18 protein-coding genes are annotated in these 21,562 nt (G+C 60.6%); 11 read left to right on the forward strand and 7 right to left on the reverse strand.

The genetic code is table 11. From position 1 onward, the window contains the following. Window positions 1–3: 3 nt before the first annotated feature. Both garD and VD17_RS04585 read left to right on the forward strand, forming a co-directional pair. Window positions 4–1,557, forward strand: coding sequence for a galactarate dehydratase (gene garD, locus VD17_RS04580; protein WP_046052868.1), 1,554 nt, complete (start codon window positions 4–6; stop codon window positions 1,555–1,557). A 168-nt stretch (window positions 1,558–1,725) separates the two neighbouring features. Next, window positions 1,726–2,667: an AEC family transporter gene (locus VD17_RS04585; protein ID WP_046052869.1), complete on the forward strand. Its 942-nt coding sequence runs from the start codon at window positions 1,726–1,728 to the stop codon at window positions 2,665–2,667. Between the two features lie 138 nt (window positions 2,668–2,805). On the opposite strand, the gene VD17_RS04590 is transcribed toward VD17_RS04585, so the two are convergent. From VD17_RS04590 to gatC, 6 genes are all read right to left on the reverse strand, one after another. Further along, a complete protein-coding gene (locus VD17_RS04590; protein WP_046052870.1) occupies window positions 2,806–3,186 on the reverse strand; it encodes a carboxymuconolactone decarboxylase family protein in 381 nt (126 codons plus the stop codon). After that, complete coding sequence (locus VD17_RS04595) at window positions 3,183–4,244, reverse strand: calcium/sodium antiporter (protein ID WP_046052929.1); 1,062 nt, start codon at window positions 4,242–4,244, stop codon at window positions 3,183–3,185. Before VD17_RS04595 ends, VD17_RS04590 begins: the two co-directional genes overlap by 4 nt. A 50-nt stretch (window positions 4,245–4,294) precedes the next feature. Continuing rightward, window positions 4,295–4,669: a septal ring lytic transglycosylase RlpA family protein gene (locus tag VD17_RS04600; protein WP_046052871.1), complete on the reverse strand. Its 375-nt coding sequence runs from the start codon at window positions 4,667–4,669 to the stop codon at window positions 4,295–4,297. A 150-nt stretch (window positions 4,670–4,819) separates the two neighbouring features. Then, window positions 4,820–6,265 (reverse strand): Asp-tRNA(Asn)/Glu-tRNA(Gln) amidotransferase subunit GatB, encoded by a 1,446-nt coding sequence (gatB, locus tag VD17_RS04605; protein WP_046052872.1) that lies wholly within the window; start codon window positions 6,263–6,265, stop codon window positions 4,820–4,822. A gap of 10 nt (window positions 6,266–6,275) precedes the next feature. After that, window positions 6,276–7,727 (reverse strand): Asp-tRNA(Asn)/Glu-tRNA(Gln) amidotransferase subunit GatA, encoded by a 1,452-nt coding sequence (gene gatA / locus VD17_RS04610; protein WP_046052873.1) that lies wholly within the window; start codon window positions 7,725–7,727, stop codon window positions 6,276–6,278. 16 nt (window positions 7,728–7,743) lie between these two features. Next, window positions 7,744–8,031, reverse strand: a complete 288-nt coding sequence (gatC, locus tag VD17_RS04615; RefSeq protein ID WP_008026876.1) for an Asp-tRNA(Asn)/Glu-tRNA(Gln) amidotransferase subunit GatC — start codon at window positions 8,029–8,031, stop codon at window positions 7,744–7,746. Window positions 8,032–8,245: 214 nt separating this feature from the next. Here gatC and mreB point away from each other — a divergent pair, with 214 nt between their 5' ends. The 8 genes from mreB (at window position 8,246) to tldD (ending at window position 19,500) form a co-directional block, all read left to right on the forward strand. Beyond that, window positions 8,246–9,283: a rod shape-determining protein MreB gene (mreB, locus tag VD17_RS04620; RefSeq protein WP_002555108.1), complete on the forward strand. Its 1,038-nt coding sequence runs from the start codon at window positions 8,246–8,248 to the stop codon at window positions 9,281–9,283. Window positions 9,284–9,425: 142 nt separating this feature from the next. Then, a complete protein-coding gene (gene mreC / locus VD17_RS04625; protein ID WP_080931961.1) occupies window positions 9,426–10,583 on the forward strand; it encodes a rod shape-determining protein MreC in 1,158 nt (385 codons plus the stop codon). Then, window positions 10,583–11,074: a rod shape-determining protein MreD gene (gene mreD, locus VD17_RS04630; RefSeq protein WP_008148886.1), complete on the forward strand. Its 492-nt coding sequence runs from the start codon at window positions 10,583–10,585 to the stop codon at window positions 11,072–11,074. Before mreC ends, mreD begins: the two co-directional genes overlap by 1 nt. Window positions 11,075–11,118: 44 nt before the next feature. After that, entirely contained in the window at window positions 11,119–11,715 is a 597-nt protein-coding gene (locus VD17_RS04635; protein ID WP_046052875.1) for a Maf family protein, read from the forward strand. A 57-nt stretch (window positions 11,716–11,772) separates the two neighbouring features. Next, window positions 11,773–13,230 carry a ribonuclease G gene (gene rng, locus VD17_RS04640; protein WP_033058026.1) on the forward strand — a complete coding sequence of 486 codons (1,458 nt, stop codon included), beginning with the start codon at window positions 11,773–11,775 and terminating at the stop codon, window positions 13,228–13,230. Window positions 13,231–13,305: 75 nt separating this feature from the next. Further along, window positions 13,306–17,109, forward strand: coding sequence for a YhdP family protein (locus VD17_RS04645; RefSeq protein ID WP_046052876.1), 3,804 nt, complete (start codon window positions 13,306–13,308; stop codon window positions 17,107–17,109). 81 nt (window positions 17,110–17,190) lie between these two features. Then, window positions 17,191–18,039 carry a carbon-nitrogen hydrolase family protein gene (locus VD17_RS04650; RefSeq protein WP_046052877.1) on the forward strand — a complete coding sequence of 283 codons (849 nt, stop codon included), beginning with the start codon at window positions 17,191–17,193 and terminating at the stop codon, window positions 18,037–18,039. 18 nt (window positions 18,040–18,057) lie between these two features. Then, entirely contained in the window at window positions 18,058–19,500 is a 1,443-nt protein-coding gene (gene tldD, locus VD17_RS04655; protein WP_033058018.1) for a metalloprotease TldD, read from the forward strand. Between the two features lie 49 nt (window positions 19,501–19,549). On the opposite strand, the gene yjgA is transcribed toward tldD, so the two are convergent. Continuing rightward, complete coding sequence (yjgA, locus tag VD17_RS04660; RefSeq protein WP_007901505.1) at window positions 19,550–20,074, reverse strand: ribosome biogenesis factor YjgA; 525 nt, start codon at window positions 20,072–20,074, stop codon at window positions 19,550–19,552. Window positions 20,075–20,182: 108 nt separating this feature from the next. Here yjgA and pmbA point away from each other — a divergent pair, with 108 nt between their 5' ends. Further along, entirely contained in the window at window positions 20,183–21,529 is a 1,347-nt protein-coding gene (gene pmbA / locus VD17_RS04665; protein ID WP_046052878.1) for a metalloprotease PmbA, read from the forward strand. The last annotated feature ends 33 nt before the right edge of the window (window positions 21,530–21,562 follow it).

Consider the following 21,562-nt stretch of genomic DNA (forward strand, 5'->3'; position numbering starts at 1 on the left):
GTCATGCAGTTGATTGAACATTCCGACTCGCCGCGCTACATCCGCCTGCACGAGCGGGACAACGTAGTGATCGTAGTCAATGACCAAGGCGTGCCGGCCGGTACTGAATTTCCGGACGGCCTGGTCACCGTGGATTTCGTGCCACAGAGCCACAAGGTCACCCTGGAAGACATTCCCGAGGGCGGCCAGGTGATTCGTTACGGCCAGACCATCGGCTACGCGTTGCAGCCGATTCCGCGGGGCAGCTGGGTCAAGGAAGATCAACTGCGCATGCCCACCGCGCCACCGCTGGACAGCTTGCCGCTGTCCACCGAAGTGCCGGCGGCGCAGGCACCGCTGGAAGGCTTCACGTTCGAGGGTTATCGCAACGCCGACGGCACCGTCGGCACGCGCAATATTCTGGGGATTACCACGACGGTTCAGTGCGTCACCGGCGTGCTGGACCATGCGGTCAAGCGCATCAAGGACGAGTTGCTGCCCAAGTATCCGCACGTCGATGACGTGGTCGCGCTGACCCACAGCTACGGCTGTGGCGTGGCGATTACCGCGACTGACGCGTACATCCCGATTCGTACCGTGCGCAACCTGGCGCGTAACCCGAACCTGGGGGGCGAAGCGTTGGTGATCAGCCTGGGCTGCGAAAAATTGCAGGCCGGGCAGGTGATGCACGAGAACGACAGTTCGGTGGATTTGAGCGATCCGTGGTTGTACCGCTTGCAGGATTCCAGTCACGGTTTCACCGAGATGATCGAGCAGATCATGGCGTTGGCCGAGACCCGTTTGAAGAAGCTCGATCAACGTCGCCGGGAAACCGTGCCGGCGTCCGAGCTGATTCTCGGCATGCAGTGCGGCGGCAGCGATGCGTTTTCCGGGATCACCGCCAACCCGGCGTTGGGCTATGCCTCGGACCTGCTGTTGCGCGCGGGTGCGACGGTGATGTTTTCTGAAGTTACCGAAGTGCGTGATGCGATTTACCTGCTGACGTCTCGTGCCGAAACTGAGGAAGTCGCTCAGGAACTGGTGCGCGAGATGGACTGGTACGACCGTTACCTCGCCAAGGGTGAAGCGGATCGTAGCGCCAACACTACGCCGGGCAACAAGAAGGGCGGGTTGTCGAACATTGTCGAGAAGTCCCTGGGCTCGATCGTCAAATCCGGCAGCAGCGCGATCAACGGGGTGCTTGGCCCTGGCGAGCGGTTCAAGCGTAAAGGGCTGATCTTCTGTGCGACCCCGGCCAGTGACTTTGTCTGCGGGACGTTGCAATTGGCGGCGGGAATGAACCTGCACGTGTTCACCACCGGGCGTGGTACGCCGTACGGTTTGGCGATGGCGCCGGTGGTGAAGGTGTCGACCCGGACTGAATTGGCGCAGCGCTGGCCGGACCTGATCGATATCGATGCCGGACGGATTGCGACCGGACGGGCTTCGATTGAAGACCTTGGCTGGGAGTTGTTTCACTACTACCTGGACGTGGCCAGCGGCAAGAAGCAGACGTGGGCCGAGAAGCACAAGCTGCATAACGACATCACGCTGTTCAACCCGGCGCCCATCACCTAAGACCGAGTCGCCTGCATCGCGAGCAAGCTCGCTCCCACACTGATCGCGTGAACACTGGAGATCAAATGTGGGAGCGAGCTTGCTCGCGATAGCGGTCTAACAGACGCCGGGGGACTTGCTGGCTTATCATTAGCCCCCTAACGACGCTCACCCAAGGTTACCCCCGGCATGCTGGCTATCTTCCTCGAAACCCTGAATATCACCGCGCCGGTGTTTGCCATGCTGTTTCTGGGGGCGCTGCTCAAGCGCATCGACTGGATCAACGACAATTTCATCCACACCGCGTCGGCCCTGGTGTTCAACGTCACCATGCCGGCGTTGTTGTTTCTGGGCATCCTGCATGCCGACCTGCACGCCGCGTTGCAACCGGCGCTGCTCATTTACTTCTCGCTGGCGACACTGGTGTGTTTTGCCATCGCCTGGGGCTGGGCGATCTGGAAGTGCCCGCGGGAAGATCGGGGGATTTACACCCAAGGCGCCTTTCGCGGCAACAACGGAGTCATCGGCCTTGCACTGGCGGCGAGCATGTACGGTGACTACGGGATATCCCTCGGTGCGATTCTTGCGGCGTTGGTCATCCTGTTTTACAACACGCTCTCGACCATTGTGCTGGCGGTGTACAGCCCGGTGATCAAGTCCGACCCTTGGAGTATCTGCAAAAGCGTAATGGTCAATCCGCTGATCATCAGTGTGTTTGCGGCGGCGCCGTTTGCCTACTTCAAGATCAGCTTGCCGGGATGGCTGGAGACGTCCGGTCAATACCTGGCGCAAACCACCTTGCCGCTGGCGCTGATCTGCATTGGCGGCACGCTGTCGCTGGCGGCCCTGCGCAAAAGCGGCAACATGGCGCTGAGCTCAAGCCTGGTGAAGATGATCGGCCTGCCGGTTCTGGCGACGCTGGGGGCGTGGCTCTGGGGCTTTCGTGGTGCGGAGTTGGGAATTCTGTTCCTGTACTTCGGCAGCCCGACCGCTGCGGCCAGTTTTGTCATGGCTCGTCAGGCCAATGGCAATCATGAACTGGCGGCAGCGATCATCGTGATCACCACGTTGATGGCGGCGATCACCACCAACCTCGGGATCTTCCTGTTGCAGTGGGGCGGGTGGATTTAGCCCAGGGATTTTTTGTTGTTCTTCAGGGCCTCATCGCGAGCAGGCTCACTCCTACAAAGTATGTGATCGACACAAAACCACTGTAGGAGTGAGCCTCCTCGCGATAGCAATCGACTCGACACCCAAGATGTCTGGCGGTTACACAGGCTTCTGGTAACTATCGATCACTTCCTGCGCCGCGCGAAACGCATCGATGGCCGCCGGTACACCGGCATACACCGCGCAATGCAGCAGCGCTTCACGAATCTCTTCCACGGTGCAGCCATTGTTCAGCGCGCCGCGCACGTGACCTTTCAATTCCTGCGGGCACTTCAACGCGGTCAGGGCGGCGAGGGTGATCAGACTGCGGGTATTCAATGGCAGGCCTTCGCGGTTCCAGACGCCGCCCCAGGCGTGCTCGTTGACGAAATCCTGCAGCGGTTGAGTGAACTCGGTGGCATTGCCCAGCGCGCGGTCGACGAAGGCGTCGCCCATCACTTGGCGGCGCACTTCAACGCCAGGCTTTTTATCATCGGTCATGGCAATTCCTTATTGTGGTGTTGGCGACGCCAGGCGCGCAGCGACGTGAACAGAAAAAACGCCACCAGCGCCGGCAGGACAAAAAACAGCATCAGGTGTTCAAGCTTGCCGGCCAGCGGCATGCCGGTGGTGAACGACACCACGTGCAGACCGTAAGCCAGGTACAAACCCAAGAACAGCAGACCTTCGGCGCGGGTCACCCGGTAGCCGGAATAGAACGCCGGCAGACACAACGTCGCGACGCCGAGCATCACTGGCAAGTCGAAATCCAGGGCGTTGGGCGATACCGACAACGGCGATGGCGCGATCAACGCGGTGAAGCCCAGCACGCCCAAGAGGTTGAACAGGTTGCTGCCGATCACGTTGCCCACGGCGATGTCGCGTTGACCGCGCAAGGCGGCGATCAACGAGGTCGCCAGTTCCGGCAGGGAGGTGCTGACCGCGACGATGGTCAGGCCGATGATCCGCTCCGACAATCCCAGATCGGTCGCGACAGAAACCGCCGCGCCCAACAGCAAGTGCCCGGCGTAGACCAGCATTGCCAAACCCACGGCGATCATCAGCAGACTGCTGAGCCATGGTGCTTGCGGGACTTCGTGGGTCGTCGATTGCGGGCGGGTCGAGTGCCGCGACTGGCGCAGCAACAGGCCCAGATAAAGGGCCAGTGCCGCGAGCAGCACCACGCCATCGACGCGGGTCAGTTCTTCGTTCCACGCCAAGACGAACACCAGCAGGCTGGCGCCGATCATCAGCGGAATATCCAGGCGTACCAGTTGTCGTGAAACCCGCAACGGGATGATCAGCGCCGAGAGCCCGAGGGTGACGAGGATGTTGAAGATGCTACTGCCGATCACGCTGCCGACGGCGATGTCGGCGTTCTGCGCCAATGTAGCTTGCAGGCTCACTGCCATCTGCGGTGCGCTGCTGCCGAGGGCGACGATGGTCAGGCCGATAATCAGCGGTCGTACATGCAAGCGTGCGGCGAGGCGCACAGCGGCGCGCACCATCAGCTCGGCACCGGCGATCAGCAACAGCAAGCCGCTGAGCAATTCAATCACGCTGATCAAGGGTAAATCGGCAAGTCCGAAAATGGTCAGCGCTCCATCTATCAGTCGTCGAGGGCTTGCACGCGAACCTTCGCGGTGCCGCTTCTGAGCATACCCAGTTGTTCGGCCGCTTCATGTGAAACATCGATCAGACGCCCACGGGTGTGCGGCCCGCGATCGTTGATGCGCACTACACAGGACTTGTCGTTGTTCAGATTGGTGACCTTCACCCGAGTGCCGAAGGGCAGCTGGCGATGGGCAGCGGTCAGGGAATTCTTGTTGAAACGCTCGCCGCTGGCGGTGCGTTTACCTTGGTGTTTGGCGCCGTAATACGAAGCAACGCCGGTCTTGTCATAGCCGTGTGGATCGATGACATCGGTGCTGGCGCAACCGGCCAGCAGAGAGAGCAGGGCACAGGCACAGAGGATGTGTTTCATTTTAAAGCCCCCCAAAAAACAAATGTGGGAGCGAGCTTGCTCGCGATGGCGTCCTGACAGTCAACCTATTGCTGAATGCCGAACCGCTATCGCGAGCAAGCTCGCTCCCACAGGGAATGGAGCCAGTTTTGAGTGCTGGCTCCATTCTCATCAGCCTTCGAGCTTGCTTTTCAGCAGTTCGTTGACCTGTTGCGGGTTGGCCTTGCCTTTGGAGGCTTTCATGGCCTGGCCGACGAAGAAGCCGAACATCTTGCCGCGTTTGGCTTCGTCTGCCGCGCGGTATTGTTCAACCTGTTCGGCATTGGCCGCGAGCATCTCGTCCAACACTGCCGAGATCGCGCCCGTGTCGGTCACTTGCTTCAAGCCGCGCTTGTCGATGATCTCGTCCGCGCTGCCTTCGCCGTTGGCCATGGCTTCAAACACCACCTTGGCGATCTTGCCGGAGATGGTGTTGTCGGTGATGCGCAGCAGCATGCCGCCCAGTTGCTCGGCCGAGACCGGCGACTGATCGATGTCCAGGCCCTGTTTGTTCAACAGACTGCCCAATTCAACCATCACCCAGTTGGCCGCCAGCTTGGCGTCGCCGCCGATGCTCACGACTTTCTCGAAGTAATCGGCTTGCTCGCGGCTGGTGGCCAGGACGCTGGCGTCGTAGACCGACAGACCGAACTGCGCCTGGAAGCGCTCGCGTTTCTGCGGCGGCAATTCCGGCAGGGTGGCGCGTACGTCGTCGAGGAACGAGTTTTCGATGACGACTGGCAGCAGGTCTGGATCGGGGAAGTAACGGTAGTCGTTGGCTTCCTCTTTGCTGCGCATCGGACGGGTTTCGTCCTTGTTCGGATCGTACAGACGAGTCTGTTGGATCACCTTGCCGCCGTCTTCGATCAATTCGATCTGACGCTGCACTTCGGTGTTGATCGCCTTCTCGATGAAACGGAACGAGTTGACGTTCTTGATCTCGCAGCGCGTGCCGAATTCAACCTGGCCTTTCGGACGGATCGACACGTTGCAGTCGCAACGCAGCGAGCCTTCGGCCATGTTGCCGTCGCAAATGCCCAGGTAGCGAACCAGTGCGTGGACAGCCTTGACGTAAGCCACGGCTTCCTTGGCGCTGCGCATGTCCGGCTCGGAAACGATTTCCAGCAGCGGCGTGCCGGCGCGGTTCAGGTCGATGCCGGTGGCGCCGCTGAATTCTTCGTGCAGGCTTTTACCGGCGTCTTCTTCCAGGTGCGCGCGGGTGATGCCGACGCGTTTGACCGTGCCGTCTTCCAGCGCGATGTCCAGGTGGCCTTTGCCGACGATCGGCAATTCCATCTGGCTGATCTGGTAGCCCTTCGGCAAGTCCGGGTAGAAATAGTTTTTACGGGCGAACACGTTGTGCTGGCCGATCTCGGCATCGATGGCCAGACCGAACATCACCGCCATGCGCACCGCTTCCTGGTTCAGCACCGGCAATACGCCGGGCATACCGAGGTCAACCAGGCTGGCCTGGGTGTTCGGCTCGGAACCGAAAGTGGTGGAGCTACCGGAAAAGATTTTCGACCGGGTGGTGAGCTGGGTGTGAATCTCCAGCCCGATCACGACTTCCCATTGCATGTGTTTCTCCTCAGAAGCCGGTTGGGGTGCGGGTGTGCCAGTCAGTGTTCAACTGATACTGGTGCGCAACGTTGAGCAAACGGCCTTCCTGGAAATACGGGGCGAGCAATTGCACGCCGACCGGCAGACCATCGACAAAACCGGCTGGCATGGACAAGCCCGGCAGACCGGCGAGGTTGGCGGTGATGGTGTAGACGTCTTCCAGGTACGCAGCAACCGGGTCGCTGCTCTTGGCGCCGAGCTTCCAGGCCGGGTTCGGCGTGGTTGGGCCGAGGATGATGTCGACCTCATTGAAGGCAGCCATGAAGTCGTTCTTCACCAAACGGCGAATCTTCTGCGCCTTCAGGTAGTAAGCGTCGTAGTAACCGGCGGACAACGCGTAGGCACCGACCATGATCCGGCGCTGCACTTCAGGCCCGAAGCCTTCGCCACGGGAACGCTTGTACAGGTCGATCAGGTTTTTCGGGTCTTCGCAGCGATGGCCGAAACGTACGCCGTCAAAACGCGACAGGTTGGAAGACGCTTCTGCCGGGGCGATCACGTAGTAGGCCGGGATCGCGTGCTGCATGTTCGGCAGGCTGATTTCCTTGATCACGGCACCGAGCTTTTTCAGCTCTTCGACGCTGGCCATGACCAGGTCGGCGATACGCGGGTCGAGACCGGCGCTGAAGTATTCCTTCGGCACGCCGATGCGCAGGCCTTGCAGCGAACCGTTGAGGCTGGCGCTGTAATCAGGCACGGGCTCGTCGATGCTAGTGGAGTCTTGCGGGTCGAAACCGGCCATGCCTTGCAGCAGGATGGCGCAGTCTTCGGCCGTGCGCGCCAATGGGCCGCCCTGATCGAGACTGGAGGCGTAAGCGATCATGCCCCAGCGCGAAACGCGACCGTACGTCGGTTTCAGACCGGTCAGGTTGGTAAACGCGGCCGGCTGACGGATAGAACCGCCGGTGTCGGTGGCAGTGGCGGCCGGCAACAGACGAGCGGCAACGGCCGCAGCCGAACCACCGGACGAACCGCCGGGCACGTGTTCCAGGTTCCACGGGTTTTTCACGGCGCCGTAGTAGCTCGACTCGTTGGCCGAACCCATGGCGAATTCGTCCATGTTGGTCTTGCCCAGGGTCACGGCACCCGCGGCGGCCAGCTTGGCGACCACGGTGGCGTCGTACGGTGCTTTAAAGTTGTCGAGCATCTTCGAGCCGCAGCTGGTGCGGATGCCTTGGGTGCAAAACAGGTCTTTGTGGGCGATCGGCGCACCGAGCAGGGCGCCGCTCTCACCATTGGCCCGGCGTGCGTCAGCGGCTTTCGCCTGCTGGAGCGCCAGGTCTTCGGTGAGGCTGATGAAACTGTTGAGCTGCGGATCGAGCTGGGCGATGCGCGCCAGCAGGACTTTGGTCAGCTCTTCGGAAGAAAACTTTTTATCGGCGAGTCCGCGGGCGATCTCGGCCAGAGTCAATTGATGCATTGCAGGCTCTTTCCCTTTAGTCGATGACTTTCGGAACCAGGTACAGGCCGTTTTCGACCGCTGGTGCGATGGACTGATAGGCCTCGCGATGATTGGTCTCGGTCACGACGTCTGCACGCAGGCGCTGGCTGGCTTCCAGTGGATGGGCGAGCGGCTCGATACCGTCGGTATTGACCGCCTGCATTTCGTCGACCAGCCCCAGAATGCTGTTCAGGGCCGAAGTGATGTGTGGAAGATCGGCATCATTAAGGCCAAGACAGGCCAGATGAGCGATTTTTTCCACGTCGGAGCGTTCAAGCGTCATGGGATTCTCCAGTGGAAGGAAAACAGAACGGATGCTATCCGTGTGTTAGATTGTCGGAACACTACCGCATTTCTACGGTCATAAGGCCGCGATTGTGGGGGTTGGTGCACAGAAAAGCGGCCAATTTAACATATTGGCGCCTTGCCCAAAATCCCTGTCGTTGTTAGAGTTTGCCGCACTTTTTTACCCACGCGTTGCCTAGGGTCCCTTTCCCATGTTCAAGAAACTGCGTGGCATGTTTTCCAGCGATCTTTCCATTGACCTGGGCACTGCCAACACCCTTATTTACGTGCGCGAGCGCGGTATCGTCCTGAATGAGCCATCGGTTGTGGCTATTCGGACACACGGTAACCAGAAAAGTGTCGTTGCTGTCGGCACCGAAGCCAAGCGCATGCTCGGTCGTACGCCGGGCAACATTGCTGCCATTCGTCCGATGAAAGATGGCGTGATCGCCGACTTCAGCGTTTGCGAAAAGATGCTGCAGTACTTTATCAACAAGGTTCACGAAAACAGCTTCCTGCAGCCTAGCCCTCGTGTGTTGATCTGCGTTCCGTGCAAATCCACCCAGGTTGAGCGTCGTGCCATCCGTGAGTCGGCCCTTGGTGCCGGTGCCCGTGAAGTGTTCCTGATCGAAGAGCCAATGGCTGCTGCGATCGGTGCCGGCTTGCCGGTTGAAGAAGCTCGCGGCTCGATGGTTGTCGATATCGGTGGCGGTACCACTGAAATCGCGCTGATCTCCCTGAACGGTGTGGTTTACGCCGAGTCCGTACGGGTTGGCGGCGACCGCTTCGACGAAGCGATCATCACTTACGTGCGTCGCAACTACGGCAGCCTGATCGGCGAATCCACTGCCGAGCGTATCAAGCAGGAAATCGGTACTGCCTACCCGGGCGGCGAAGTTCGCGAAGTCGACGTTCGCGGCCGTAACCTGGCCGAAGGCGTTCCACGCGCATTCACCCTGAACTCCAATGAAGTGCTGGAAGCTCTGCAAGAGTCCCTGGCCACCATCGTTCAGGCTGTGAAAAGTGCGCTGGAGCAATCGCCTCCGGAACTGGCTTCCGATATCGCCGAGCGTGGCCTGGTACTGACCGGTGGCGGCGCCTTGCTGCGTGACCTCGACAAGTTGCTGGCCCAGGAAACCGGTCTGCCGGTAATCGTTGCCGAAGACCCGCTGACCTGTGTTGCTCGCGGCGGTGGCCGAGCGTTGGAAATGATGGATAAACACACCATGGACCTGCTGTCGAGCGAGTGATTTCGCCCGACGCCTCTTTGCTGTTGGCGCGCAGGCAGCACTTTGCAGTGCTGCCTGTTGGCGTTTATCTTCTGTCAGTCTGCATCCAGGCCGGTTTGATGCCGTATGAATAAAGAGAACATTTGCCTGGGAGGAGCGGCTTATTAAACCGCTTTTCACCAAAGGGCCTTCACTGGGCGTGCGCTTGTTGGTGCTGGTCGTGCTATCGGTCGCGCTGATGGTGGTCGATGCCCGCTTCACACTGCTCAAGCCAGTGCGTAGCCAAATGTCGCTGGTGCTGATGCAGTCTTACTGGATCACCGACCTGCCGCAGCGGCTATGGCAGGGTGTGGCCAGCCAGTTTGGCAGCCGTACCGAGCTCGTCGCCGAAAACGAAAAACTCAAAACCGAAAACCTGCTGTTGCAGGGCCGCATGCAAAAGCTTGCCGCCCTCACCGAGCAGAACGTACGGCTGCGCGAGTTGCTCAACTCTTCCGCACTGGTCAACGAGAAGGTCGAAGTGGCCGAGTTGATCGGCATGGACCCCAACCCCTTCACTCATCGCATCATCATCAATAAAGGTGAGCGCGACGGTGTGGTCCTCGGTCAGCCGGTGCTCGATGCCCGCGGCCTGATGGGCCAGGTGGTCGAGTTGATGCCGTACACCTCTCGTGTGCTGCTGCTGACCGACACCACTCACAGCATTCCGGTGCAGGTGAACCGCAACGGCCTACGGGCGATTGCCAGCGGCACCGGCAACCCGGAACGCCTGGAGCTGCGGCACGTGGCCGATACCGCCGACATTAAAGAAGGCGATCTGCTGGTCAGCTCCGGTTTGGGTCAGCGGTTCCCGGCGGGTTATCCGGTAGCGACGGTCAAGGAAGTGATTCACGATTCCGGTCAGCCGTTCGCTATTGTGCGCGCCGTGCCGACCGCCGCCTTGAACCGCAGCCGTTACCTGTTGCTGGTGTTCACCGACGGCCGTACAGCCGAAGAGCGCGCCAACGAAGCCGCCCAGGCTCAAGAAGCCTTGGACCAGCACGGTGGTGGGCCGATCATTCCAGCGACAGTACCGAAACCTGCCATGGTCCCGGCGGCTGTTGCTGCGCCCGTGGCTCCGGTTGCTCCGACGACTGCCCCTGCTGCCACAACCCCGCCCAAACCTGTGGCAACTCATTCTGCTCCTGCGAAACCTGCGGCAGGCAAGCCGCCCGCGACGCAACCTGCAGCGGCCAAACCACCGGCCACGACACCCGCTGCCGCGAAGCCTGCAGCCAAACCGCCTGTCTCTGCGCCGGCTACCACTGGGGGACGAGAATAATGGTGGGTGCTACTGCCTCCCGAAACGGCTGGATGGTCTGGCTGACATTCGCCATAGGCATGCTGCTCAGCGTTTCGCCGCTGCCGCAATTCATGGAAATCCTCCGTCCGCTGTGGCTGGCCTTGCTGCTGGCCTTCTGGGCGTTGGCCATGCCGCAGAAAGTCGGGATGGTCACCGCGTGGTGCCTGGGCCTGGCTGAAGATGTGCTTTATGGCACGCTGCTGGGCCAGAACGCATTGATCCTGACGCTGATCACATACCTGGTGCTGGCGCTGCAACAACGCCTGCGCATGTTCCCGATGTGGCAACAGAGCCTGGTGATCCTGGTGATCTTCGGCCTCGCGCAGCTTGTTCAACTATGGCTCAGCGCCCTGACTGGCAATCGTCAGCCGACGTTGGCGCTGGTCTTGCCGGCACTGGTCAGCGCATTGCTCTGGCCGTGGATCAGCTACGGTTTGCGCGGTTTGCGTCGACGCTACAAGATCAATTAACTCGGTCAGGCATTTGCCCGCACCTCGACAAGGGAGATGTCTTGATGAAAATGTTGTACCTCGCCTCAGGCTCGCCGCGTCGGCGTGAACTGCTTACGCAGATCGGCGTGCCGTTCTCCGCCATCAGTGCGGACATCGATGAAACCCCTTTGGGAAATGAATCCCCTTCGGCCTATGTCGAGCGCCTGGCGCGCGGCAAAGCCGAGGCCGGGCGCGGGACTGTTGTGTCCGACACGGATTTTTGCGTGCTGGGCGCCGACACCGCCGTGGTGCTGGACGGAAAAATTCTAGGCAAGCCGGTTGATGAAGCCGAGGCGTGCGCCATGCTTATGATGTTGTCCGGGTGTGAACATGAAGTCCTGACGGCGATTGCGGTGCGAGAGGGTGAGCGTTGCGAGTCCCGGGTGGTGAGCAGTCTGGTGCGTTTTCGCAACATCAGTCGCGATGAGGCGGTGGCTTACTGGGCCAGCGGCGAGCCGCAAGACAAGGCTGGCGGCTACGGCATTCAAGGGCTCGGCGCGGTGTTTGTCGCCGGGCTCAATGGCAGTTACTCGGCGGTGGTCGGGTTACCGCTGTGCGAAACCGCTGAGCTGCTGGGCCATTTCGGCATACCCTGTTGGCAAACCCTTAACGCGCGTTGAGCGTCGTACTGACAAGATGCGGCCATTATCGTGAACATGCCTGAACGAGACCCTGCCATGAGTGAAGAGATCCTGATCAACATCACGCCGATGGAATCGCGCGTGGCGGTGGTTGAAAACGGTGTTCTGCAAGAGGTCCACGTCGAGCGCACGCAAAAGCGCGGGATCGTCGGCAACATCTATAAAGGCAAGGTCGTGCGGGTATTGCCCGGCATGCAGGCGGCATTCGTCGACATCGGACTGGACCGCGCCGCGTTCATTCACGCCTCGGAAATCTCCCTGCGCGAAGGCCCTGCGGTTGAGAGCATCAGCGCTCTGGTTCATGAAGGCCAGAGCCTGGTGGTGCAAGTCACCAAGGATCCGATCGGCTCAAAAGGCGCACGCCTGACGACTCAGTTGTCGATTCCCTCGCGTTATCTGGTGTACATGCCGCGCACTGCACACGTCGGCATTTCGTTGAAGATTGAAGACGAAGCCGAGCGCGAACGTCTCAAACAAGTGGTCACTGATTGCGTGGCCAAAGAAGGCATCCAGGAGGCCGGTGGCTTCATCCTGCGTACCGCTGCCGAAGGTGCCGGTGCCGATGAAATCCTCATGGACATCCGTTACCTGCGTCGTCTCTGGGATCAGATCAACGAGCAGATCAAAACCATCAGCGCGCCGAGTGTGATCTACGAAGACCTCGGCCTGGCGCTGCGCACCTTGCGTGACCTGGTGAGCCCGAAAATCGAGAAGATCCGGATCGACTCCCGGGAAACCTTCCAGAAAACCACACAGTTCGTCGCCGAGCTGATGCCAGAAATCGCCGATCGTCTTGAGCATTACCCGGGTGAGCGGCCGATCTTCGACCTGTACGGCGTCGAAGACGAAATCCAGAAAGCCCTGGAGCGCAAAGTCCCGCTGAAGTCCGGCGGTTACCTGGTGGTCGATCCGGCGGAAGCCATGAGCACCATTGACGTCAACACCGGGGCGTTCGTCGGTCATCGAAACCTCGAAGAAACCATCTTCAAGACCAACCTCGAAGCCGCGACCGCCATTGCTCGCCAGCTGCGCCTGCGCAACCTGGGCGGGATCATCATCATCGACTTCATCGACATGGAAGATGAAGAGCATCAGCGTCAGGTGCTGCGCACACTCGAGAAGCAACTGGAGCGCGATCACGCCAAGACCAACATCATCGGCATCACCGAGTTGGGCCTGGTGCAGATGACCCGCAAGCGCACTCGTGAAAGTCTTGAGCAAGTGCTGTGCGAACCGTGCAGCAGCTGTCAGGGTCGCGGCAAGCTCAAGACGCCGGAAACCGTTTGCTACGAGATTTTCCGCGAAATCCTCCGGGAAGCTCGCGCCTATCAGGCGGAAGGCTATCGTGTATTGGCAAACCAGAAAGTGGTCGACCGTTTGCTCGATGAAGAATCGGGGAATGTCGCCGAGCTCGAAGGTTTTATCGGGCGCACCATCCGGTTCCAGGTGGAAACCATGTATTCCCAGGAACAATACGACGTGGTGCTGCTCTGAATCGCTGTCTTTCAACCCTGTTAGAACGGCTGGCCTCAGCTTTTTGCAGTATTTTTGCCATGGGAGCCAACTGACATGGAACGTCTGACACGCATTTTGGCCGCACTGACCCGCTGGGGTCTGGGGCTGTGTGCGTTGGTATTGGTGTTGATGGCGTTGTACGTCAGCCTCGGCCGAGAACTGACGCCGCTGGTGGCCGAGTACCGTGCCGAAGTCGAAGCCAAAGCCAGCGCTGCCTTGGGCATGCCGCTGAACATCGGCGAACTGGAAGGTAACTGGAGCGGCTTTGCGCCGATCATGCTGGCTCACGACGTGATGGTCGGCGAGGGCGCCAATGCCTTGCGTCTGGATCAGGTGCGCGCGGTGCCGGATCTGTGGGCCAGTCTGATGGCTCGTGAAGTGCGCATCGCTCACCTGGAACTCAGCGGCCTGAAGATCAGCCTCAAGGAAAGCGAGGACGGTCATTGGGCGCTGGAAGGTTTGCCGGTGCAGCAGGATCAGCCGCTGGATCCTGAGCAGTTGCTCAATCGCATGCAGATGGTTCAGCAACTGTCGGTACTCGATAGCCAGGTCACTTTGCAGCCACTGAAAGAGCAGCCGCTGACCCTGACTTACGTCGGTCTGAATCTGAAAACCGGCGTCTCCCGCCAGCGACTCGACGCCCGTTTGACCCTGCCCGACGGACAACCGGTAGCCATCAGTCTGCGTACCCGTCTGCGCGCCAGCGAATGGAAAGACGGCGAAGCCGAAGCTTATTTGAGCCTGCCGCAAAGCGACTGGTCGAAATGGTTGCCTGAGCGCCTGACCCAACAATGGAGATTTTCCGAGTTCAAGGCCGGCGGCGAGCTTTGGGTGAACTGGAACAAGGGCGCCCTGCAAAGTGCTGCAATTCGCTTGAACGCGCCGCAACTCAAGGGCGCGTACGCCGAGCGCAAGCCGATCCAGATCAACAATCTGGCGCTCAATGGCTATTTTCAGCGCAGTTCCGAAGGCGCCCTGATCACCCTGGATTCGCTGGCCATGAGCCTTGGCGAGACCCGTTGGGAATCACATCTGCAACTCAAACAAAACGTGGCGACTGACAAGACTCAAGAGCTTTGGCATCTGCAAGCCGACCGCCTCGATCTCACCCCGATCACCCCGATACTGAATGCCTTGGGGCCGCTGCCCGAAGGCGTTGCTACGGCCGTCGAGCGACTCAAAGTGACTGGTGGCCTGCGCAACGTGCTGATCGACTTCCGGCCCAACGCCACCGACGACAGCAAATTCAGCTTTGCCGCCAACCTGGATCGGGTTGGCTTCGATGCCTATCACGGCGCTCCGGCGGCGAGAAATGTCAGTGGCAGCATCAGCGGTGATCTGGGCGGTGGCGAGCTGCGCATGGACAGCAAGGATTTTTCCCTGCACCTGGACCCGATCTTCGCCAAGCCATGGCAGTACATTCAGGCCAATGCCCGACTGACCTGGAAACTCGATAAAGAAGCCTTCACCTTGATCGCGCCGTACCTGAAGGTGCTGGGCGAGGAGGGCAAAATTGCCGGCGACTTCCTGATCCGGCTGCATTTCGACCACACCCAGGAAGACTACATGGACCTGCGGGTCGGTCTGGTGGACGGCGACGGGCGCTACACCGCCAAGTACTTGCCGACCATGCTCAGCCCGGGGCTGGACGAATGGCTGCGTACGGCGATTCTCAAAGGTGCGGTGGACGAAGGCTTCTTCCAGTACCAGGGGTCGCTGAACCACGGGGCCGAGGATGCGGCGCGCAGCATCAGCCTGTTCTTCAAGGTTCACGATGCCGAACTGGCCTTCCAGCCAGGCTGGCCACATGTCAGCAACGTCACGGGTGATGTGTTCGTTGAAGACAGCGGTGTGCGGATCCTGGCCAGCAAGGGGCAGTTGCTCAATACCCAGGTCAGCGACATTTACGTCAATATTCCCCATGTGCCCGCAGGGCAAAGCGTCCATCTGTTCCTCGACGGTGGATTCGCTGGCGGGTTGGGTGATGGCCTGAAGATTCTCCAGGAAGCGCCGATCGGCACCGCAGCCACCTTTGCCGGTTGGGAAGGCGAGGGCGATCTGCGGGGCAAACTGAAACTGGATATTCCATTGGTCAAAGGCGAGCAGCCGAAGATCCTCGTCGACTTCAAGACCGCCAACGCCCGTCTGAAACTGGCCGAGCCAACCCTGGAGCTGACTCAGCTCAAGGGCGATTTTCGTTTCGACAGCGCCAAGGGTTTGAGCGGGCAAAACATCACCGCGCGCGCCTTTGATAAACCTGTTACCGCACAGATTTTCGCCGATGGCAGCCCCGGCAACCTCAAGACTCGCGTCGCCGCCTCGGGCCAGGTCGAGGTCAAGAAACTGACTGACTGGCTGAGAGTTACTCAGCCGTTGCCAGTGTCCGGTGTGATCCCTTATCAGCTGCAACTGAACCTTGATGGCCCCGACAGTCAATTGATGGTCAGCTCCAACCTCAAGGGCGTTGCAATTGATTTGCCGGCACCGTTCGGCATGGCGGCCGACGTCGGCCGCGACACCACGTTCCGCATGACCCTGCAGGGGGCGGAGCGGCGCTACTGGGTCAATTATGGTGAGCTGGCGAACTTCACGTTTGCGGCACCGCCCGGCAATTTTGCCGACGGTCGTGGCGAGTTGTTCCTGGGGGGCGGTAATGCCGTGCTACCCGGCGCCAAAGGCCTGCGGGTGCGCGGTGTGCTGTCGGAGCTGGATGTCGGCCCCTGGAAGGACCTGGTAGACAAGTACGCCGGCCAGGATCCGGGCGGCAACGCCAAACAGTTGCTCAGCAGCGCTGATTTGCAGATTGGCAAGCTCAGCGGTGTCGGCACTACTCTGGATCAGGCTTCCGTACAGTTGAATCGCAAACCTGCCGCGTGGGCCTTGCAACTCGACAGCCAACAGGTCAAAGGCAGCGCCAGCATCCCCGATGCGAAAGCCGCGCCGATTGCGATCAATCTGCAATACGTGCGTTTGCCGGCGCCAGACCCGACGGTCCTGGCCGACGAAAACTCGCCAGATCCGCTGGTCTCGGTGGATCCGACCAAGATCCCGGCACTGGACATCACCATCAATCAGCTGTTCCAGGGCAAAGACCTCGTCGGGGCCTGGTATCTGAAAGTCCGTCCGACCGCCAAGGGCATTGCGCTTAATACGCTGGATCTGGGCCTCAAGGGCATTCTCCTGCAGGGCAGCGGCGGTTGGGAAGGTGTGCCCGGTTCAAGCAGCAGTTGGTACAAGGGCCGGATCAGCGGCAAGAATCTCGCCGATGTACTGAAGGGCTGGGGCTTTGCGCCGAGTGTCACCAGTGAAGATTTTCATATGGATGTCGATGGTCGCTGGCCGGGTTCACCGGCTTGGCTGGCCACCAAGCGCTTCTCCGGAACCCTTGATGCGTCGCTGAATAAAGGCCAGTTTGTTGAAGTCGAGGGCAGCGCCCAGGCGTTGCGCGTGTTTGGCCTGCTCAACTTCAACTCCATCGGCCGCCGACTGCGTCTGGACTTCTCCGACCTGTTCGGCAAAGGCTTGAGTTATGACCGGGTCAAAGGCCTGCTGGTCGCGACCAACGGCGTTTACGTGACCAAGGAGCCGATCCAGATGACCGGCCCGTCGAGTAATGTTGAGCTCAACGGCACGCTGAACCTGGTGGGTGATCAGATTGATGCCAAGTTGATGGTGACGTTGCCTGTGACCAACAACCTGCCGATTGCCGCGCTGATCGTCGGTGCACCGGCTATCGGCGGCGCACTGTTCCTGATCGACAAGCTGATCGGTGACCGTGTGGCGCGTTTCGCCAGCGTCCAATACACCGTCAAGGGGCCGTGGAAAGAGCCGAAAATCACCTTCGACAAGCCTTTTTGACGCTCTTTTTCAAAAGCCACGTCTCGGGCCGATGGAGTAGCATGGCCGTATGTATGTGTTGATTCCACATAAGGAAAGGCCATGTCTTTTGCGGTGATTCAAATGGTCAGCCAGAGCGATGTGCTGGCCAATCTGGCCCAGGCCCGTCGGCTGCTCGAGCAAGCGGCGACCAGTGGTGCACAGCTTGCCGTACTGCCGGAAAACTTCGCCGCCATGGGCCGTCGCGACATCGCCGACATTGGCCGCGCCGAGGCGTTGGGCGAAGGGCCGATCCTGCCATGGTTGAAACAGGCCGCCCGCGACCTCAAGTTATGGATAGTGGCTGGCACGTTGCCGTTGCCGCCGGTGGATCAACCGACGGCCAAAGTGCATGCCTGCTCGCTGCTGGTGGATGACCACGGCGAAACCGTTGCACGGTATGACAAGTTGCACCTTTTCGACGTCGATGTGGCGGACAATCGCGGGCGTTATCGCGAATCCGATGACTATGCTTATGGCAGTGGGGTAGTCGTGGCGGACACGCCCGTCGGTGGAGTCGGGCTGACAGTGTGTTACGACCTGCGCTTCCCGGAGCTGTACAGCGAATTACGCGCTGCCGGTGCGGAGTTGATCACCGCGCCGTCGGCCTTTACCGCGGTGACCGGCGCGGCGCATTGGGATGTGTTGATTCGCGCGCGGGCCATCGAAACTCAATGTTATGTGCTCGCGGCTGCCCAGGGTGGGACGCATCCGGGGCCGCGAGAAACCTGGGGTCATGCCGCGATTGTCGACCCGTGGGGACGTGTGCTGGCGCAACAGGACCAAGGCGAGGCCGTGCTGCTGGCCGAACGCGATAGCAGCGAACAGGCGTCCATCAGGGCGCGGATGCCGGTGTCCAGTCACCGGCGCTTTTTCTCGCAGGGCGCACAGCGACCTGCCTCAGAACGATGAATTTAAGGCGTAAAGCATATGAGCGAGTTGTTGTCCTCAGTCAGTGAACACCTCCTGGCGCCCGGCGGCGTAACGATCGAGAGCCTGCAAGGTGTACTCGGCGATCTGGCCGGCCCGGGCATCGATGCTGCCGACCTGTATTTCCAGGGGCAGATTTCCGAGTCCTGGGCGCTGGAAGACGGGATCGTCAAGGAAGGCAGCTTCAACCTCGATCAAGGTGTCGGCGTGCGAGCGCAATCGGGTGAGAAAACCGGTTTTGCCTACAGCAATGCCATTACTCTCGAAGCCCTCGGCGCCGCGGCCCGTGCTGCACGTTCGATCTCCCGCGCCGGTCAGAACGGCACAGTGCAAGCCTTCACGACCCAGGATGTCGCCCAGTTGTACGGGCCGGACAACCCGCTGGAAGTGATGACCCGTGCCGAAAAGGTCGAACTGCTCAAGCGGATCGACGTCGCGACTCGCGCCCTCGACCCGCGTATCCAGCAAGTCACCGTGAGCATGGCCGGTGTCTGGGAACGAATCCTCGTGGCTTCCACCGACGGTGGCCTGGCCGCCGATGTACGGCCGTTGGTGCGCTTTAACGTCAGCGTGATCGTCGAGCAGAACGGTCGTCGAGAGCGCGGCGGTCATGGCGGTGGCGGACGTACCGATTACCGTTATTTCCTCAGCGATGACCGCGCCATGGGCTACGCCCGTGAAGCGCTGCGTCAGGCGTTGGTGAATCTGGAAGCCATCCCTGCGCCGGCCGGTACGTTGCCAGTGGTGCTGGGTTCGGGCTGGTCCGGTGTGTTGCTGCACGAAGCGGTCGGCCACGGTCTGGAAGGCGACTTCAACCGCAAGGGCAGTTCGGCCTACAGCGGGCGCATGGGCGAGATGGTTGCGTCCAAGCTTTGCACCATCGTCGATGACGGCACGCTGGCCGGTCGTCGCGGTTCCCTGAGTGTCGATGATGAAGGCACCCCGACCGAGTGCACGACGCTGATCGAAAACGGCGTACTCAAGGGCTACATGCAGGACAAACTCAACGCCCGCCTGATGGGCGTAGCCCGTACCGGTAACGGTCGTCGTGAATCCTACGCGCACCTGCCGATGCCGCGCATGACCAACACCTACATGCTGGCGGGCGAAAGCGACCCGGCGGAAATCATCGCCTCGGTAAAGCGCGGCATCTACTGCGCCAACCTCGGCGGCGGTCAGGTGGACATCACCAGCGGCAAATTCGTGTTCTCCACCAGCGAGGCGTACCTGATCGAAGACGGCAAAATCACTGCCCCGGTCAAGGGCGCGACGTTGATCGGCAACGGGCCGGAAGCGATGAGCAAGGTGTCGATGGTCGGTAACGATCTGGCGCTGGACAGCGGCGTTGGGACGTGTGGCAAAGATGGGCAGTCGGTGCCGGTGGGTGTCGGCCAGCCAACGCTGAAAATCGATGCGATCACTGTGGGTGGCACAGGATCGTAAATGGATGGAGCTTCGGGTGAGCCGCTTGGCGACTCACCCGATTCGAGATTTAACGCAGACCGCGTTGAGTCTCGTCCAGCTCACGGATGTACTTGAAGATTTTACGGCTCGATGCCGGTGGCTTGTTGGTCGCCAGTTCGTGCTGGGCCTGACGGATCAGGGAGCGCAATTGCTGACGATCAGCCTCCGGGTAGTCGAGCACGAACTTCTCCAGGACCGCATCGTCGCCCGCGATCAAGCGATCGCGCCAGCGTTCCAGGCCATGGAAACGTTCGTTGTACTGCCGGGTGGAGGCATCGAGTTGATCGAGCAAGGTCAGAATGGCGTCAGTGTCCTGGTCGCGCATCAGTTTGCCGATGAACATGAGGTGCCGTTTACGCGCGATATTCGCGGTGTGCTTGGGCGCATCGGCCAATGCCCGGCGCATAGCGTCGGTCAACGGCAGTTTTGCCAGCAAGTCAGGCTTGAGCGTTGTAAGGCGCTCGCCGAGGTCAACCAGAGCATGAAGCTCGCGTTTAACCTGGGATTTGCTTTTTTCTCCCGTATCGAGGGAGTCGTCGTAAGAATCAACCATGGTGGCCGTCCGCAAAGAAACGCCGCCATGATAACCAGTCGGGGGCCGCTTGTCCGGCCCGGTCGCTCGAAGGCCCTAGCCGAAAGCAGAATTTGAGTGGAGAACAGCATGAGTGCAGTTGAAAGCGTCGGCCCACAAGCGTTGCCGGCACTGCAAGAACAAGTCGAGCAGATCATCGCTGAAGCCAAACGCCAGGGCGCCAGTGCCTGTGAAGTGGCGGTGTCGCTGGAACAGGGCCTGTCCACCTCGGTGCGCCAGCGTGAAGTCGAAACCGTCGAATTCAACCGCGATCAGGGCTTCGGCATCACCTTGTACGTTGGCCAGCGCAAGGGCTCGGCCAGCACATCCGCCAGCGGTCCGGAGGCGATTCGCGAAACCGTCGCCGCCGCGCTGGCCATCGCCAAGCACACGTCGGAAGACGAAGCTTCGGGCCTGGCAGACGCCGCGCTGATGGCCAAGGATCTGCAGGATTTCGACCTGTTCCACGAATGGGACATCACCCCGGAGCAAGCCATCGAGCAGGCCCTGGCCTGTGAAGCGGCGGCGTTTGCCACCGACAGTCGCATCAAGAACGCCGACGGCACTACCCTCAGCACCCATCAGGGTTGCCGCGTTTACGGCAATAGCCATGGTTTTATCGGCGCCTACGCGTCGACCCGGCACAGCCTGAGCTGCGTGATGATCGCCGAGGCCGACGGCCAGATGCAGCGCGATTATTGGTACGACGTGAACCGTCAGGGCAACTTGCTGGCCAGCCCGGAGAGCATCGGCCAGCGTGCCGCACAACGGGCGGCGAGCCGTCTGGGCGCGCGTCCGGTGCCGACCTGCGAAGTGCCGGTGCTGTTTTCCGCGGAACTGGCCGGTGGTTTGTTCGGCAGTTTCCTCTCGGCGATTTCCGGCGGCAGCCTGTATCGCAAATCCTCGTTCCTTGAAGGCACGCTGGGGCAGAAACTGTTCCCGGAATGGCTGACCATCGATGAGCGTCCGCACTTGATGCGCGCGCTGGGCAGTTCGGCGTTCGACGGCGACGGTCTGGCGACGTACGCCAAACCGTTCGTCGAAAAGGGCGAGTTGGTGTCGTACATCCTCGGCACGTACTCTGGCCGTAAGCTCGGGATGCCGAGCACCGCCAATGCCGGCGGGGTGCATAACCTGTTCGTCACCCATGGCGACGAAGACCAGGCAGCCTTGCTGCGCCGCATGGGCCGCGGCCTGCTGGTGACTGAACTGATGGGCCAGGGCCTGAACATGGTCACTGGCGATTACTCCCGTGGCGCGGCGGGTTACTGGGTCGAGAATGGTGAAATCCAGTTTGCGGTCCAGGAAGTGACCATCGCCGGCAACATGCGTGACATGTTCAAACAGATCGTTGCCGTCGGTAATGACCTGGAACTGCGCAGCAACATTCGTACAGGTTCGGTACTGATCGAGCGGATGACGGTGGCCGGCAGCTAACGCTTACCACCAGGCAAAAAGGCGCGCCACCCA

This window comes from Pseudomonas fluorescens, from assembly GCF_000968015.1.
In the GTDB taxonomy this organism is placed as follows: domain Bacteria; phylum Pseudomonadota; class Gammaproteobacteria; order Pseudomonadales; family Pseudomonadaceae; genus Aquipseudomonas; species Aquipseudomonas fluorescens_W.

Coding starts and splice junctions, on each gene's coding strand:
- garD (WP_046052868.1), top strand. CDS start 4: ATGCAGTTGATTGAACATTCCGACTCGCCGCGCTACATCCGCCTGCAC.
- VD17_RS04585 (WP_046052869.1), top strand. CDS start 1,726: ATGCTGGCTATCTTCCTCGAAACCCTGAATATCACCGCGCCGGTGTTT.
- VD17_RS04590 (WP_046052870.1), bottom strand. CDS start 3,186: ATGACCGATGATAAAAAGCCTGGCGTTGAAGTGCGCCGCCAAGTGATG.
- VD17_RS04600 (WP_046052871.1), bottom strand. CDS start 4,669: ATGAAACACATCCTCTGTGCCTGTGCCCTGCTCTCTCTGCTGGCCGGT.
- gatB (WP_046052872.1), bottom strand. CDS start 6,265: ATGCAATGGGAAGTCGTGATCGGGCTGGAGATTCACACCCAGCTCACC.
- gatA (WP_046052873.1), bottom strand. CDS start 7,727: ATGCATCAATTGACTCTGGCCGAGATCGCCCGCGGACTCGCCGATAAA.
- gatC (WP_008026876.1), bottom strand. CDS start 8,031: ATGACGCTTGAACGCTCCGACGTGGAAAAAATCGCTCATCTGGCCTGT.
- mreB (WP_002555108.1), top strand. CDS start 8,246: ATGTTCAAGAAACTGCGTGGCATGTTTTCCAGCGATCTTTCCATTGAC.
- mreD (WP_008148886.1), top strand. CDS start 10,583: ATGGTGGGTGCTACTGCCTCCCGAAACGGCTGGATGGTCTGGCTGACA.
- VD17_RS04635 (WP_046052875.1), top strand. CDS start 11,119: ATGAAAATGTTGTACCTCGCCTCAGGCTCGCCGCGTCGGCGTGAACTG.
- rng (WP_033058026.1), top strand. CDS start 11,773: ATGAGTGAAGAGATCCTGATCAACATCACGCCGATGGAATCGCGCGTG.
- VD17_RS04645 (WP_046052876.1), top strand. CDS start 13,306: ATGGAACGTCTGACACGCATTTTGGCCGCACTGACCCGCTGGGGTCTG.
- VD17_RS04650 (WP_046052877.1), top strand. CDS start 17,191: ATGTCTTTTGCGGTGATTCAAATGGTCAGCCAGAGCGATGTGCTGGCC.
- tldD (WP_033058018.1), top strand. CDS start 18,058: ATGAGCGAGTTGTTGTCCTCAGTCAGTGAACACCTCCTGGCGCCCGGC.
- yjgA (WP_007901505.1), bottom strand. CDS start 20,074: ATGGTTGATTCTTACGACGACTCCCTCGATACGGGAGAAAAAAGCAAA.
- pmbA (WP_046052878.1), top strand. CDS start 20,183: ATGAGTGCAGTTGAAAGCGTCGGCCCACAAGCGTTGCCGGCACTGCAA.